The sequence below is a fragment of the Nitrospira sp. genome (genome assembly GCA_005116745.1).
GTDB lineage: Bacteria > Nitrospirota > Nitrospiria > Nitrospirales > Nitrospiraceae > Nitrospira_D.
The window spans coordinates 1-14,480 of sequence record SWDS01000008.1 but is presented as its reverse complement, the minus strand read 5'-3'; the positions used below and the strand labels follow the sequence as shown (position 1 = coordinate 14,480).

Sequence of the window (14,480 nt, the reverse complement as noted above, 5' to 3'; positions counted from 1 at the left end):
AAGATGTTTGCTCAGGCCATACGTGGACACGTACTTCGGGTTTCGTCCCTGTCTGTCTGGAGCTTATGGATTGGAGGGGAAGGAAGATAGCCGAGGATAGAGACTTCATGACAGGACCAAAAAGGAGGGTGAAATGGCCAAACGCGCGGTGCTCATTGGGATCAACAAATATCAGGTTCCCGGCTCAGATCTGAATGGATGCGTCAATGACGTGAAGAATCTGAGTGGAGTGTTGAACACCTACTACGGCTTCCAGGACAAGGACATCACGACTCTCACCGACTTGAAGGCGACGAAGAAGGCCATGCAGGCGGCGATTCAGAAGCTCATCAAGAGCGGGAAGAAGGGCGATGTCCTGCTCCTCCACTATTCGGGGCATGGGTCGAACGTACCCGACGACAATGGGGATGAGGCGGATCACCGTGATGAGATCCTGTGCCCAACCGATCTGGATTGGAAGGATACCCTGCGCGACGATTGGCTTCGGAAGACGTTCAATAGGCTTCGAAAGGGAGTCAGCCTCACGGTGATCATGGACTGTTGCCACTCCGGTTCCATCACTCGTGCCATCACTCCGCCGGATGCGCCCATTAGAGAGCGGTTCCTTCCGTGTCCGCTCGATCTCATGGCGACCGAGTCCGGTCGAAAGTTGCGTGGAACCGTACGTGGTCAGTTGGGCAAGGCGCCTCGTGGGCGCAAGAGGAAGCAAGATATCGTCCATGCCGACATTCAAGAGATGTTGATCACAGGCTGTCGCGATACGCAGACCTCTGCCGATGCCTACATTGGTGGGACCTATAATGGAGCGCTGACCTATTACCTCGTCGAGTCGATCACAGAGGCAGAGGGCCAACTGACCTATCGAGAGTTGCACCAGCGGACCACAGCAAAACTCAAGGCGGAGGACTTTGACCAGGTTCCTCAGCTGGAAGGGCAAAAGACTTCCTTCGATCGTCCGTTCCTCAGTTAGCAATTCAGACCCCCGGCGGCTTCACAGCCGCCGGGACCTCTCGACTGGTTGTTATCGCAGTTCTCGAATGTAGGCCGTCATGAAGGAGGACCATCATGTCTAGTCCCGCCCTAGAACAATGGCTCAAGTACGCACCGGCACCCAAGCCCCTTGACTCGAAGAAGAAGTTCCATGTGTTTCTCAGCTATCGATCAACTAACCGGGCGTGGGCGTTGCAGCTCTACGACATTCTTCGTGGTCTTAACTATGAAGCGTTCTTGGACCAATACAAACTTGCAGCCGCCTCACCGCTGGCGTTCAGCCTCGGCGAGGCGCTCGCGGCTAGCCGGGCCGCCATTTTGATTTGGTCATCAGCATTTGAGGATTCAGAGTGGTGCATGGAGGAATACAACACATTAGAACAAAAAGAAAAAAACAAGACAGGCTTCCGCTATGTGATTGCAAAAGTGGACGAGTCACCATTGCCGGATTTAGCGTCCGGCAAGATCCATGTTGATTTCTCGCAAGATCGCGATGGCCCGAGTGGGAGCGGATTGCTGCGTATGCTCTACGGAATTCATGACGAACCATTGCCACCAGCGGCAGTCCAGCTTGCCGTCGAGGTGGATGAGGAGCTCAAGACAGCGCGTGCGCAAGTCAAGGCCGCGCGCACAAATGGATTTCTAAACAGGCTTGAAACGCTCAGCCAGTCCAACGGACTAGCTTGGCAGACAACACCGGCCTTGGGGTGTGAGGTGGCTGATGCGATGATTGGACTCGGTGATAACGCAGCCGCGCTCAGACTGCTGAAAAAGCTACAACACCAGTTTCCACGCGCTATTCATCCAAAACAGCTTGAGGGGCTGGCGCTGGCACGCAGTAAGGACTGGGAAGGCGCGCAAACCGTTCTGGGTGAGTTGCATGCGAGTGGGCAACTCGATCCGGAAACGCTCGGCATCTATGCCCGTACATGGATGGATCGGTACAGAGTTTCCCAAGACCGCGGTCACCTGAGAAAGTCCAGAGCTCTTTACCGACAAGCATTTACTGCCGCCCCCCAAAGCTACTACACCGGCATCAACGCTGCTTCAAAAAGTCTAATTCTCGGCGAACGGGATGTGGCTGCTCAATTGGCCAAGCAGGTAGAGGGACTTGTCGGGGTAAAGCCGGTCGACCAAGATTATTGGAAAACTGCGACAGTGGCCGAAACTCAACTATTACTGGCGACCTATGACAATGCCGCCAGATTGTATTCCGAGGCCATCTCGATTGAGCCAGAGGCTCATGGCAATCACCAGTCTACAAAGGCGCAGGCCATCGTCATTCTCGAAGCGCTAAACGCATCACCTGAAGAGCGGGCAAAGATCCTCTCAGCGTTTGATCATCACGGGTGCCGAGTATGAAGGGGAACATTTCAGGCCACCATCCCATGAGGGCTTCTCGCGAACGAGCTGAATAAGGAGGAAACATGAGCCAGCATCTAATTCCACGGATCACGGGCTCAGGACAAAAGAAAATTCTCGCGCTCGACGGCGGCGGCATTCGAGGCATGATCACGGTCGAAATCCTCTCGGCGATTGAGGATGTGCTTCGTGCCGCTCAGCCTGAGGACAAGCGCGATTCTTTCGTGTTGGCAGACTACTTTGACTTTGTGGCCGGCACCAGCACGGGTGCCATTCTCGCTGCGTGCATATCTCTGGGTATGCCGGTGAACAAGATTCGGGAGTTCTACAAGAGCAGCGGCAAGGATATGTTCGACAAGGTTTGGTTTGGTGAGAGGCTATGGAAAAACAAATATGCCGATGAGAGCCTCGCGAAGAAGTTGAAGCAAGAATTTGGCGAAAACGTCACACTGGGTGATGCAAAGCTGCGCACAGTACTGATGATGGTCATGCGGAATGTGAACACGGATTCTCCTTGGCCCATTTGGAACAATCCCACGGCCAAGTACAATGCACGCGATCGCAAAGACTGCAATCTTGATATTCCGCTCTGGCAGTTGGTGCGAGCCAGTACGGCTGCGCCAACCTTCTTTCCTCCAGAGGAGGTGATCTTTGCTGCGGGTACACCCAAAGAATATCGGTTCGTCTTTGTCGACGGAGGCATCACGACGTATAACAATCCGGCTTTCCAAGCCTTCATCATGGCAACTGCAGAACCGTACAATCTCACGTGGCCGGCAGGTGAAGGTCAGCTCCTCATCGTCTCCGTTGGAACAGGCACAAGTCCTGACGCCAATAAGGGGCTTGAGAAGGATGATGTGAATCTCATTTACAATGCGACCAAAATTCCTTCGGCGCTCATGTTTGCTGCATTGAATGAGCAGGATCTCTTGTGTCGCGTCTTTGGAAGGTGTTTGGCCGGAGACCAGTTGGACCGCGAAGTGGGAGATCTGATTGGCAAGACGGGTCCGGTGTCTCCGAAGCTCTTCACCTACATGCGATACAACGCAGAGCTGTCGAGGGAGGGGTTGGAAAGTTTGGGTTTAGAGAAGATCGAGCCCAAACATGTCCAGCAGCTAGATTCAACAGATCACATCGAAGACTTGCAGACAGTCGGCAAGACCATCGGGAAGCACAAGGTCCTCCCAGCGCACTTCAAAGGCTTTGCGTAGGCTACCTTGCAAGATTCTCTCAAGGAGGGATTCATCTATGAGCAGAAAACAGAGAAGCTCAAAGCCGAACGATTCCGATCGCGTGGTTCGCCAAATGGCTTGGGACGAGTTTGAAGCGCAGCTCTCTCGCTCGACGCGCGGAGGGAAAACACGGGCGGTCTCTGATCAGGCCTTGCGGGATCATTTCGAACCCGAGAAGCTCGCGCGGCTTCAACAGTTGGCGGAACGGGCGCGAGCGGCGCGCAGTAAGCGGGAGCCGCTGCGGGGCAATATCATTTTTATTCCCGGGATCATGGGTTCCGAGTTGACGGTGACAGAAGACGGCGATGACGACACGGTGTGGATCAGTTTTCTGAAACTGATCTGGGGAGGAATCAACAAACTCCGGCTTGCACAAGATGGCATGCGGGAAGCCGATGCGCGCCTGCATGTACAGCCGAGCGGGCTTGAGAAGGACAGTTATGCCGAGACGATTTTGTGGTTGAAGGCCTACTGGAACGTGGAACCCTTTGCCTATGATTGGCGGAAAGACCTCGATCAAGCCGCAGATGCGTTGAAAAATTTGGTGGACACCAAGTTCAAAGACCAACCGGTGCATCTCGTGGCCCATTCCATGGGAGGCCTCGTGTCCCGGAATTTTATTCGGCGGTATCCCAAACTCTGGAAGGCCATGTTGGAGCCGAAGAAGGTGCAGGGTGGGCGACTCATCATGCTCGGCACGCCGAACTATGGTTCCTATGCCATTGCGCAAGCGATGGTGGCTAAGGACAAGCTCGTCAAGTGGCTGGCGGCGGCGGATCTGCGGCATGATTTAGATGAAGTGCTCGATGTCCTGAACGGATTCGTCGGGAGTTATCAATTGCTTCCGTCGCCCGCCAAACTCCCAGCCTCGGAACAAGGTCTGTACGACAGTCGTACGTGGGGGCGCTATCCGATCGTGGCCGCTCATCTTCAACGCGCAAAGGAGTTCCACGCCTCGCTCGACGTGCCGGGGACTATCGATCCGGAGCGGATGACCTATATCGCCGGTTGTAATCAAGACACCGTGAGTGCGGTGAGGATTGATGGCCCAGGGTTGTTCGAGTTTGAGATGACCTTGAAGGGCGATGGGCGTGTCACTCACGCGCTTGGGCTGCTCGATGGTGTGCAGACCTACTATGTCGATGAGATTCACGGTGATCTCCAGAAGCATGCGCAGGTGCTCGCAGCGATGGATGAGATCTTGCGTACCGGCAAGACCGGGGCGCTGGCGATGGAACCGGTTGCGGCCCGCGCTGTTCGCGCACTCACCTCGGCCCGCGTCCGTGCCGTTCAGGATCGCCACGATGCGGAGCAGATCCGCCGCATCGCGGAAGAGACGAAGGCCGAGCGAAGCAGCGCGGCTGATCGTCGTCGAGCGGAAGCGTTGCTCAGAGAAGCCGTCATGACGCAGCGTCCTGTTCGGTCCCGGGCCGTAACCGACGCCACGACTGCCACGCAAACGACGCAGGGGCCGGCACCCGCGTCGATCACACTCCATATTGAGGTCGTCCACGGCGATATCCGGGATATCAACGCGCCGGCGGTAGTGGCCGGTCACTATCGAGGGGTGCCGCCGATCCGAGCCGTTGGGGCGCTGGACCAGGCGCTCGAGTTCTGGATTTCCAAAGCCGTGAAGCGAGGCATCATCGGCGGCGGGCTTGGGGAAGTGTTTCTCATTCCCAATACCCATCAGACCCTTGCCGCCGACAACGTCATGCTCGCCGGGATGGGGGAGCCCGGGCGCTTCAACCGGGAGGACGTGGATCTCCTCTTCGCGAATGTCACCTATGGCGTGACCGCATTGGGGTGGCGCACATTCGCCACGGTCGTCATCGGCTCCGGAGCAGGGAATCTCTCCTTGGAGCAAGCCATCGAGGGCATGGTGGAGGGGGTGGCGTCTGCGCTCAGACGGCTCAAGGGGCAAGGACGCCTCGACACCCTCCAGATCGTGGAGTATGACAAGCGCCGCTTTCAGGAGGTCCTTACGATCTTGAAGAAGATCAACGCCGGGAGCGACGGGTCGTTGACCGTGAAGCTCTCGTCGAGGACTCTGCCGAAGCGCGTCCACCCCACGCCCAAAACGCAGCCGGAGGTGGTCGATCAGATGGACGGGAGCCGCGTGACGATTGAGCGAGACCGTGACCTCTTCCGCTTCTCGGCTATCACGAAAGACGCCGTCATTCCGGTCCGAGAAATTCCCGTGCAATCGTCCCGTGCGGAAGGCATCGCGGATTTGCTCAAGAACGCGCGCAGTCTGAAGGACCAGGAGAAATACGGGAAGCTGCTGCATCGGTATCTGATGCCGGAAGACTTTCAAAGCATGATCGACATGACACCGCTGACGCTGATGGTTGACCGGTCGACGGCCGCGTTTCCCTGGGAGATGGCGGCATTCGAGCGGCACGGACAGGCGGTGTTTTATGGGCCGGGACGACACGTGACCCGCCAGTTTCGCACGACGTTGTCCGGTGCGCCGGGGCTCATCACGGCCTCCATCCCCAACCGCCTGCGTGTCCTCGTGATCGCGGATCCGGCGCCGGAGGTTGACTTGCAATTGCCGGGAGCACGGGAGGAAGGGCGCGCCGTGGTGAAGATTCTCCGGCGCATGAAGGAGACACAGGGGCTCGACATCACGATCGAGTCACGCATCGGGGCGAATGAATGTGACCCCGTCGAACTCCTCGCGCTGATCCTAAGCGAAGAATTCGACCTCATTCATTACTCGGGGCACGGCGACTTCGACGAAACGCATCCCGCTAAGAGCGGATGGATGCTGGGCAAGGACGACATGCTGTCGGCCCGAGATGTCTTCCGCGCCCGGCGGGTCCCGCGTCTCGTCTTTGCCAATGCCTGCTTCTCTGGCGTGATTCGCACCGGCAAGCCCTTTACCCTGCAGGAATCCAATCGGAGCTTGGCCGGACTGGCCCAAGCATTTTTTGAGCGGGGGGTGCAGAACTACATCGGTACCGGTTGGCCCGTGGATGATGCCGCAGCGCTGGAGTTTGCGAACGTGTTCTATGAGGAGGCGCTCTCGGGTGCTGATCTTGGTGCCGCACTGGCGAAGGCGCGAAAGAAGATTCTCGATCAGGGAGCGACCTGGGGGGCCTATCAACATTATGGCCAAGCCACGGCGAAGTTGATTGTTCGGTCAGGGAAGAACTCAGCGGCTGAACCGGAATCGTGAGGCTCTCTTAGCCCGCATGATTCATGACCGTTCGTGGCGACACCGCCAAGACGCCGGGCGAGACGGGCACGCGGAGCCCTGAGAGACCGATGCATACTTGAAACAGTATGGTGAGGCCACGAGGACGAGCCTGCCTGCCTGGCTGCAGATACAGCGCAGCCAGGCCTGTCGCAGCAGCGTATCGGCGGTTGCAGCAGAAGCGGTCGTGAATCATGTGGGTTAGAGCGGCTCCGAGTTGTGACGGGATAAGCTGTCGGTTACGTAGCAGGACGGCACGAATGACTCGCGTTGATTGGTGCGCATGGATGAGGAGCGGCTGATAGTCAATGGACCGACCACGTCTCTTTCTCTCTACCGTGAGTGAAGAACTGCGGACTGCCAGGCAGGCGGTGGCCAGGACCCTCCGCACGCTTGGGTTCGATCCCGTGTCTCAAGACGATTTTCCCACCGGCTATGGCGAGCTGCGTCAGTGGCTCCGCGAACAGCTTGATTCCTGCGAGGGTCTTATTCAGCTGGTGGGTGACGGGTATGGCGCCGAGCCGCCTGACATCGATCCAGAGTATGGCCGTGTCTCCTACACGCAGCTCGAATTCCTCTACGCGCACAAGCAGAAGAAAAAGACCTGGATCATTGTGATCGGCAAGGACTTTCCGCGCGACAAGCCGCCCGATCAACTTGACCTGCCTCGCGATCCAGGCCATCCCGACCCCATCGACTTTCAAGCGGAACGGCGCACACTTCAGCAGCACTACCTCGCACAACTCAAGCAGGAGAATCACCTCCGCCATACGGCGAATACCCCCACCGAGCTGGACAACATCGTCCTTCGCCTGCGCGATGAGCTGAGTGCGTTGCGCGAACGAGCCGAACAGGGAGCGCGTCGACTCACCAGGTTAGTGATGGCGAGCTTGTTCGGGTTGACGGTGCTTGGTGGTGGAGGCTGGTGGGGCTACCAACAGCTTCAGCACGGTGTCCAAGAAGTCGGTGTCGTGAATGAGGAGAAAATCCGCGCCCACCTGCAACAGGCCACGGAAGAAACCCATCGGCGCGAGCTCGCCGAAGCCGAAGCCGCAACCGATTGGAAGACACGTCAGCGCTTGCGTGAGGCTGCCGACGAGGCACATCGTGTTCGGCTGTCCCGCATCGGGGAGTTGGCCATCTCCTTTGCTGAGATCGAGGGGAAGAGCCAGGCCACCAGCGTCTTCCAGGAGATGACCCGCATTTTGACTGAACAGGGGGTCGATGAAGCCATCGTCTATATGGGGACCCAGCAGGCGGCCATCTTCAACACCGTTCGCACCCGCGCTGAGGCAGCGCGCGAGCACAATCGCGCCGACCTCCAACCACTGCTCCAGACCGCCGGGCTGCATGGGGCAAAAGGGCAGGCGAAAGAGGCCCGAGCTCTATACAACGACATTCTGGCCCTTGAACCCGATTGGCCGGACGCCCTCCATAGGTACTTCTGGTTTCTGGCGGATCAAGGAGACCTCGCGCGTGTCAGGACCACACTCGTCGATGCTCGACGCGAGTACGACGAAGCTCACCGCCTCGCACAGCGCCTTATGGACAAAGATCCCAGCAACACCGAGTGGCAGCGGGACCTGTCGGTGAGCCACGACCGGATTGGTGATGTGTTGGTGGCGCAAGGCGATTTACCGGCGGCGCTGACAGTCTTTCGCGCGAGCCTCGGCATCGCCGAGACCCTCGCCAAGCGGGATGCGGGGAATAGTCAGTGGCAGCGGGACCTGTATGTCTCCTACTGGAGATTGGCCGATATGGCTGAGAAACGCAACGCTGTCAAGGAAGCAGGCGCCTATTGGAAACAGGCCTATGAGGTCCTGTCTCGTATCGACAAGCGGGGCTTGCACCTGACACCGGACGACCGAAAGTTTTTAGCCGCTCTGCGTGAGAAGATTCGTGCTGGGGCGCAGTAAGTTCTGCTGACTGTTGGACTCCTCTGGTGCGAGGTGACGGCCACCTCGCACCAGAGACGGAGCGTCACTTCGCCGCTGGGGCTTGGGCCACCTCCAGCACTTTGACCTCGACGTAGAGTGTTTTGCCGGCCAACGGATGGTTGAAGTCGAGCACGACGGTCTCGTTCTTGACTTCGGAGATCCGAGGAAAGACCTTCCGTCCATCGGTGGTTGTTCCTTCCAATTGCATCCCCACCTTCTGTGCTTCCGCCGGCACCATCTTCCTTTCCACCTCCTGAAACGCCTTGGGATCGACCGTGCCGTACGCATCTGGTGGAGCGACGGTGACGTTCTTTTTCTCTCCTGCCGCCATGCCTTCCAGCGCCTTCTCCAGGCCAGGAACCAGCTCATGTTTCCCTTGAGTCACCTTCAAGGGTTCCCCGCCGACGTTTGAATCGACGACCGACTGATCGTCCAGCTTCATGGTGTATTCCAGCGATACTTGTTTCCCGTTCGAGACTGTCATGGCCGATGCTCCTTTCTTTGGTCCTCCTGCTGAGACACAAGCCGCAGACAGGAACAGAATGGCGCTCCAACCGCAGAGTGCAGAAAATATAGATAGGCGTCTCATAGGCACCTCCTGTGAGAAGTAGTTGGTGAATAGACTGGAACGGGTCGCAGGTAGATGCGAGCGGTGAGCGATCAGCTCCAGACTGTGTTGTGGGGTTACTCGTGACGCTACCACATCAACTCATGTGATGCTACCCACAATGTTGTCACTGTTCTCACTTGGAACAGCATTGGGGGAACGGCACGTACAAGACGGTCGTTGATTGGACAGCCAGTGCTTGCGCTGTATGGGCCAGATTCTGAAATCTCCGAAGAATGTTGTATCGCTGACTGATCTCGGTACAATGCGAACGATGAGGTGTCGAGGGGGCAGTCCCCTTGGCGAGGGCAGGATGTGAGAGGACGTTATACGTGGAGGAGGAGTATGGCGCGTCGCATGAGAGGTGAAAACAGGGGACTGAGAGTCATTGGGCCTAGTGTGCCGGGATCCAAGGCTGGTCAACGGGAATCGTCTTCCGACGGATCAACCAACGGCAGGTCGGAGGATTGGGCGGAAGGCTGTGAGTCTCTGGATCAACGAATCGCTGAGCTCGCCTATATTCTGTATGAACGAAGCGGGTTCCAGGATGGAAAAGATGTGGAGCATTGGCTGGAAGCCGAACGGCAAGTGAAGGCGGTGCGTGACCAGGCTGCGTAATACGCATAGAGGCAATCCGGGTCTCCTCTCTCAATTGCGTCTGGACTGTCGATGATCCGATGTCAGATCGAGATGCCTCCTGTTCCATGGACAGCATGTCCATGGATCAAGGGGCGCCCTCGCTGATATCGGATCATCGATTCCTTGCGAGAATGGCTATTCTTTCCGCGTATACATGATCTCCATCATCTTTGTTTCTTTGTGTCCGTGGTGCGCGCCATACATGTCGAACTGCTGGGTATTGTGGTTGATCAACTTCCAGATCGCACGATGCGACATCTTTCCGCCCCCTGGCTCAGGGTGTGAACCTCGCAACGTGATGGTCTTGCCGTCTGAGCTGGCCGTGCCTTCCATGAAGAAAATGCCTGTGCCCATGGTATCGAACCAGGCGGTGACATACTTCTTGGTGATGTTGTCGTATCCATCCATGCCGATGCCATGATACGGCTGACCCATCATCTGGCCGTTGAATTCCTGATAGAGAAATCGTCCGTCCAGCACCATCTTCAGTTCCGCGGTACCGGAGGATTCCGTCGGTGGCTTGCCTGGCTCCATCCACTCCTTAGTCTGAGTCGTCCAGCTTCCAGCTAGCGCAGCGAATTGCTTGTGCGGTTCACCAGGGGTGGCGGCCTGCTTCCACAGTTCCATCATGGCTTGGGGGTCCATGTGTTTGTCATGTTTCTTCTCTTTCGCCAGCGCTGGCGAGACGGTCAACAACGAGATGATGGCAAACGTTATGATACGCATAGTGGCCTCCTTGTGGTTGACTAGCTTTTGGCTCTTACTGCTTTGTTCAGGTTCTCCTTTACCCTAAACGTCACGATTCGTGCGATCAAGGGGTAGGGAATGGGTTTGTTGAGCGGGAACTTAGCGGTCGCCTTTTCGCTGAGATATTCTGAGAGCTCTTTCTTAAATTGTCTCTGAAGGGTTGTCGCCATCGGGTAGAGACCGATGTGTGCTTTGAATCCGGCGAAGTAAATCAATGGGCCGTTTAGTTTCAAAGTTGGAATCCCATAGCTGATCGTTTCTTTCGCACGAGGTGCGGCTCGCTTGATTGTTGTCCGCATTTTCTGGAGACAAACCTGAACGGCGGAAGGAAATCTGGCGATATAGTCGTCAACGGTTCTGGGGATTGCGGTTTCCTTCTTCATTGAATTTGTTCCATCAGCCATCCTTCTTCCTGCACGGGCAGCATCTCCAGACGTAGCCGTCCATATTTCGAATCGTCACACGAATACGAAACTGCAGTCATTATTTTCTCACTACAGTAGGTCCATCTCATCTGTCGAGTTACTCAGGAATCTCTGCCTCGACAAGCTTTCCCAGTAGGATCAGCGATTCTTGCCAGCCGAGGTAGCAGGCTTCGGGAGGAATGACCGCAGGCACATGCTCTTGCACGATGTTCACCTCTGTTCCACAGGATACCTGTGTCAGGGTCACTGTCACGTGCATGTCACCTGGAAGGGTTGGGTCATCAAACGCATCGGTATAGCGGAGTCGTTGATGCGGCACGAGTTCAAGGTATTTGCCGCCGAACGAGTGACTCTTGCCAGTGGTGAAATTGGTGAACGACATCCTGAACGTTCCTCCGATCTTCGCATCCATATGATGGACCTTCCCTGTAAATCCGTTTGGTGGCAGCCATTTGGTCATGGCATCCGCGTCAAGAAATGCGCGATAGACACGTTCCGGTGTTGCACGAAAGACTCGGTGTAGGCGAATGGTATTGGTGCTCATTGTTCTTCCTCCTTATTCTGGATATGAACCACCTACGTTCCAGCATATGCTCGGTCGGCCGGAGACATTTGTGTCGGTCTCTCTACTCTTAGTCGACCAGGAGACTCGAAAACGACAACCTCTTATCCTCCGGCCATGGCACCCACGATCAACAATGGTTCGGCTCCGCTTGCCACGGCAGTGGGCAGGGGAGTATCCGTCGGTTCATGTGATACATCCTGCTCACAGGCGAAGAAGCGGATGAATGGCCGGCGTCGCATAGTGACATGATTGCGGATCGTGCCTCGCAGCATCGGATACTGATTCTCCAAGGTATCGAGAACTGAGTCCACTGTGACCGGGCCGGCGATATCTAACGTAACCTCGCTACTGACCCTTGCCAGTGTCCGCAAATGTTGGGGCAGTACAACGCGAATCATGGCAAGGTTTGAACCTCTACAGATAGAACTGATGGCAAGTCCCGTACAATCGGTGCCCAACTATCCCCTCCATCAGCAGAACCATAGACCTGACCGCCGGTTGTGCCGAAATAGATGCCACATGGGTCGAGCTGATCGACCGCCATTGCATCGCGTAGGATGTTCACGTAGCAGTCTTGTTGCGGCAACCCCTTGGTCAGCGCTTCCCAGTCATTCCCGCCGACTTTGCTACGATACACGCGTAACTTGCCTTCCGGCGGGTAATGTTCGGAGTCGCTCTTGATGGGCACGACGTACACCGTGTTCGGCTCATGCGCATGCACGGCGATTGGAAATCCGAAATCGCTCGGTAGGTTGCCGCTGATTTCTTGCCACGATTCGCCGCCATTATCGCTGCGCAGCACGTCCCAATGTTTCTGCATGAACAGCGTGCTCGGACGTGACGGATGCATCGCGATGCAGTGCACGCAGTGGCCCACATCCGCGTCCGGATCGGGTAACTCATACTTCGACGTCAGCCCTTTGTTGGTGGGGCGCCAAGTCTGCCCGGCATCGTCACTGCGAAACGAACCGGCAGCTGAGATGGCCACGAACATGCGGTCAGGCTGTCCGGTATTCAGCAGGATGGTATGAAGGCACATCCCGCCTGCACCCGGTTGCCAGAGCTGCCCTTTTGCGCTGCGCAGTCCTGCGAGTTCCTTCCACGTCTTGCCGCCGTCGGTTGACTTGAAGATCGCCGCGTCTTCGACACCGGCATAGACCGTATCCGGATCAGTGAGTGACGGTTCAAAGTGCCACACGCGCTTGAATTCCCACGGACGCTGTGAGCCATCGTAATGCTGGTGTGTAGTCAGCGGCTGGCCAGTTTCGGTAGAGCCATCGTAGAGGAACATGTTGCTTTCGCCCTTCGGCATGCCGTCCGGCCCCATGAGATCTTCCGGTTTTGTGCCTGGCGGATTCCAGGTCTTGCCGCCATCATCTGAACGCTGAATCACCTGTCCAAACCAGCTACTGGTTTGTGACGCATAGATGCGATCAGGATCGACCGACGAGCCTTTCAGATGGTACAGCTCCCAGCCACCAAAATGAGGACCATCAACCGTCCACTGTTTTCGCCTGCCATCCGATGTCAAAATGAATGCGCCTTTTTTCGTTCCGATCAGTAGCCGGATCGTGCTCATAAATCACTCCTTCTCTTGTGCAAGGCTTCGTTATTCATTCGGCAATCCAGAGATGGCGATCACTGGTCTGACTTCGACAGTACCGATCCGCGCTCCAGGCACTCGTTCGGCAATCCTGATGGCTTCCTCTCGATCCTTGGCATCGACCAAAAAGTACCCCGCGAGCTGCTCTTTTGTTTCCATGAACGGCCCATCAGTCACCATCGGTTTGTTGTCCCGAACTCGAACGATGGTTCCTGTCGCCTCAGGCTGTAACGGTGAGGCATGGATGTATTGTCCCTTGCTCGCAAGTTGATGGCAGAGCTGGACGGATTTCGCGAGCAGGTCTTTCCTGGTGCCTTCAGGCATGTTCTTGAACATGTCTTCGTTGTGATGGACCAGCAGCAGATATTTCATGAGGTACCTCCCATGACATAAGATAGTCGTCATCTGCTGTCAAAATCGACAGCATGTTCATCTCATCAAGTTGCGCGGTTGACAAGCTCGCCTAAGCGCGTGATATTGCGGGAAGAACTTACAACTTGCTGGATGAGGAATAGCGAGATGTCAGCTCATAGTAGAGAAGTAATCGACAAGTTTTGCGAGCTATGCGATTGGCTTATGCAGGTATGGCAAATGCGAAAATTCTTGTTCGATGAGAATCCAGACCAGGCCGTATTAAGAGAGCCACACCACGAGCATTTCTTCTATCGTTTGCAAGAGGTTCTGCAGGCGAGTTGGTTGCATGAATTGGCCAAACTTCACGATCCTGCCGTGCAGGGTGGCCCCAAAGGACACATCAACCTATCAATTGATTACATAATCGAATATGGGCAATGGGACGCAAGAACGGAAAGCCAGCTCATGGACTTAAGGTCGAAAATGACTACATTTGCCAAGCCGATCAGGGATGCCAGGAATAAGATCCTTTCGCATAATGATTTAGCAGTACTTCTTTCGTCGAAGGAATTGGGAGGGTTTGATCCAGGAGAAGATGAATTGTATTTTTCCGGTTTGCGCGAATTTGTTTCTTTGGTGAGGCAAGCCGCACTTGGCGAACCTTTTGTGTACGATGATTTGGTCGGGAACGATGTCGCGGCCTTTATGCAGAGCTTCATTCGAGGCGTAAATCCATAGCGCTTTCATAGGACAATTACCCTCCTTAGGTTCCAACTCCAAGTGCAACACTACAAGCCCTGCTGGGCTAAGGTGTTGC

Annotated in this window: 15 protein-coding genes; 7 read left to right on the top strand and 8 right to left on the bottom strand. The window is 56.0% G+C overall.

Annotation, left to right across the window (positions count from 1 at the left end):
• The first annotated feature begins 133 nt into the window (after nt 1–133).
• The 4 genes from E8D52_11970 to E8D52_11955 all read left to right on the top strand — a co-directional run bounded on the left by E8D52_11970 (nt 134) and on the right by E8D52_11955 (nt 6,768).
• Nucleotides 134–970 carry a caspase family protein gene (locus E8D52_11970; protein TKB67299.1) on the top strand — a complete coding sequence of 279 codons (837 nt, stop codon included), beginning with the start codon at nt 134–136 and terminating at the stop codon, nt 968–970.
• Nucleotides 971–1,065: 95 nt separating this feature from the next.
• On the top strand, nt 1,066–2,352 hold the full coding sequence (locus E8D52_11965) for a DUF4071 domain-containing protein (protein TKB67298.1): 1,287 nt from the start codon (nt 1,066–1,068) through the stop codon (nt 2,350–2,352).
• 65 nt (nt 2,353–2,417) lie between these two features.
• The gene (locus E8D52_11960) at nt 2,418–3,563 is read left to right on the top strand and encodes a patatin (protein TKB67297.1); all 1,146 of its coding nucleotides are present in this window, start codon (nt 2,418–2,420) and stop codon (nt 3,561–3,563) included.
• Between the two features lie 37 nt (nt 3,564–3,600).
• The gene (locus E8D52_11955) at nt 3,601–6,768 is read left to right on the top strand and encodes a CHAT domain-containing protein (GenBank protein TKB67296.1); all 3,168 of its coding nucleotides are present in this window, start codon (nt 3,601–3,603) and stop codon (nt 6,766–6,768) included.
• Nucleotides 6,769–6,775: 7 nt separating this feature from the next.
• Here the strand turns inward: E8D52_11955 and E8D52_11950 are convergent, their stop codons facing one another.
• Nucleotides 6,776–6,982, bottom strand: coding sequence for a hypothetical protein (locus tag E8D52_11950; protein ID TKB67295.1), 207 nt, complete (start codon nt 6,980–6,982; stop codon nt 6,776–6,778).
• Between the two features lie 112 nt (nt 6,983–7,094).
• On the opposite strand from E8D52_11950, the gene E8D52_11945 reads away from it, so the two are divergent.
• The gene (locus E8D52_11945) at nt 7,095–8,702 is read left to right on the top strand and encodes a DUF4062 domain-containing protein (protein TKB67294.1); all 1,608 of its coding nucleotides are present in this window, start codon (nt 7,095–7,097) and stop codon (nt 8,700–8,702) included.
• A gap of 64 nt (nt 8,703–8,766) precedes the next feature.
• Here the strand turns inward: E8D52_11945 and E8D52_11940 are convergent, their stop codons facing one another.
• Nucleotides 8,767–9,312 (bottom strand): peptidylprolyl isomerase, encoded by a 546-nt coding sequence (locus tag E8D52_11940; GenBank protein TKB67293.1) that lies wholly within the window; start codon nt 9,310–9,312, stop codon nt 8,767–8,769.
• A 375-nt stretch (nt 9,313–9,687) separates the two neighbouring features.
• On the opposite strand from E8D52_11940, the gene E8D52_11935 reads away from it, so the two are divergent.
• Complete coding sequence (locus E8D52_11935; GenBank protein ID TKB67527.1) at nt 9,688–9,948, top strand: DUF2934 domain-containing protein; 261 nt, start codon at nt 9,688–9,690, stop codon at nt 9,946–9,948.
• Nucleotides 9,949–10,104: 156 nt separating this feature from the next.
• Here the strand turns inward: E8D52_11935 and E8D52_11930 are convergent, their stop codons facing one another.
• From E8D52_11930 to E8D52_11905, 6 genes are all read right to left on the bottom strand, one after another.
• Nucleotides 10,105–10,695 (bottom strand): DUF1579 domain-containing protein, encoded by a 591-nt coding sequence (locus E8D52_11930; protein TKB67292.1) that lies wholly within the window; start codon nt 10,693–10,695, stop codon nt 10,105–10,107.
• A gap of 20 nt (nt 10,696–10,715) precedes the next feature.
• Nucleotides 10,716–11,099 (bottom strand): hypothetical protein, encoded by a 384-nt coding sequence (locus E8D52_11925; GenBank protein TKB67526.1) that lies wholly within the window; start codon nt 11,097–11,099, stop codon nt 10,716–10,718.
• 139 nt (nt 11,100–11,238) lie between these two features.
• Entirely contained in the window at nt 11,239–11,685 is a 447-nt protein-coding gene (locus tag E8D52_11920) for a polyketide cyclase (protein ID TKB67291.1), read from the bottom strand.
• 122 nt (nt 11,686–11,807) lie between these two features.
• On the bottom strand, nt 11,808–12,104 hold the full coding sequence (locus tag E8D52_11915; GenBank protein ID TKB67290.1) for a MoaD/ThiS family protein: 297 nt from the start codon (nt 12,102–12,104) through the stop codon (nt 11,808–11,810).
• Nucleotides 12,101–13,285 carry an exo-alpha-sialidase gene (locus E8D52_11910; protein TKB67289.1) on the bottom strand — a complete coding sequence of 395 codons (1,185 nt, stop codon included), beginning with the start codon at nt 13,283–13,285 and terminating at the stop codon, nt 12,101–12,103. The genes E8D52_11915 and E8D52_11910 overlap by 4 nt, the downstream gene beginning before the upstream one ends.
• 30 nt (nt 13,286–13,315) lie before the next feature.
• On the bottom strand, nt 13,316–13,681 hold the full coding sequence (locus tag E8D52_11905) for a YciI family protein (protein TKB67288.1): 366 nt from the start codon (nt 13,679–13,681) through the stop codon (nt 13,316–13,318).
• Nucleotides 13,682–13,828: 147 nt separating this feature from the next.
• Between E8D52_11905 and E8D52_11900 the strand changes: the two genes are divergently transcribed.
• A complete protein-coding gene (locus E8D52_11900) occupies nt 13,829–14,401 on the top strand; it encodes a hypothetical protein (protein ID TKB67287.1) in 573 nt (190 codons plus the stop codon).
• Nucleotides 14,402–14,480: the final 79 nt, after the last annotated feature.

Coding starts and splice junctions, on each gene's coding strand:
- E8D52_11965 (TKB67298.1), top strand. CDS start 1,066: ATGTCTAGTCCCGCCCTAGAACAATGGCTCAAGTACGCACCGGCACCC.
- E8D52_11935 (TKB67527.1), top strand. CDS start 9,688: ATGAGAGGTGAAAACAGGGGACTGAGAGTCATTGGGCCTAGTGTGCCG.
- E8D52_11910 (TKB67289.1), bottom strand. CDS start 13,285: ATGAGCACGATCCGGCTACTGATCGGAACGAAAAAAGGCGCATTCATT.
- E8D52_11930 (TKB67292.1), bottom strand. CDS start 10,695: ATGCGTATCATAACGTTTGCCATCATCTCGTTGTTGACCGTCTCGCCA.
- E8D52_11955 (TKB67296.1), top strand. CDS start 3,601: ATGAGCAGAAAACAGAGAAGCTCAAAGCCGAACGATTCCGATCGCGTG.
- E8D52_11940 (TKB67293.1), bottom strand. CDS start 9,312: ATGAGACGCCTATCTATATTTTCTGCACTCTGCGGTTGGAGCGCCATT.
- E8D52_11970 (TKB67299.1), top strand. CDS start 134: ATGGCCAAACGCGCGGTGCTCATTGGGATCAACAAATATCAGGTTCCC.
- E8D52_11925 (TKB67526.1), bottom strand. CDS start 11,099: ATGAAGAAGGAAACCGCAATCCCCAGAACCGTTGACGACTATATCGCC.
- E8D52_11960 (TKB67297.1), top strand. CDS start 2,418: ATGAGCCAGCATCTAATTCCACGGATCACGGGCTCAGGACAAAAGAAA.
- E8D52_11915 (TKB67290.1), bottom strand. CDS start 12,104: ATGATTCGCGTTGTACTGCCCCAACATTTGCGGACACTGGCAAGGGTC.
- E8D52_11945 (TKB67294.1), top strand. CDS start 7,095: ATGGACCGACCACGTCTCTTTCTCTCTACCGTGAGTGAAGAACTGCGG.
- E8D52_11920 (TKB67291.1), bottom strand. CDS start 11,685: ATGAGCACCAATACCATTCGCCTACACCGAGTCTTTCGTGCAACACCG.
- E8D52_11905 (TKB67288.1), bottom strand. CDS start 13,681: ATGAAATATCTGCTGCTGGTCCATCACAACGAAGACATGTTCAAGAAC.
- E8D52_11900 (TKB67287.1), top strand. CDS start 13,829: ATGTCAGCTCATAGTAGAGAAGTAATCGACAAGTTTTGCGAGCTATGC.
- E8D52_11950 (TKB67295.1), bottom strand. CDS start 6,982: ATGATTCACGACCGCTTCTGCTGCAACCGCCGATACGCTGCTGCGACA.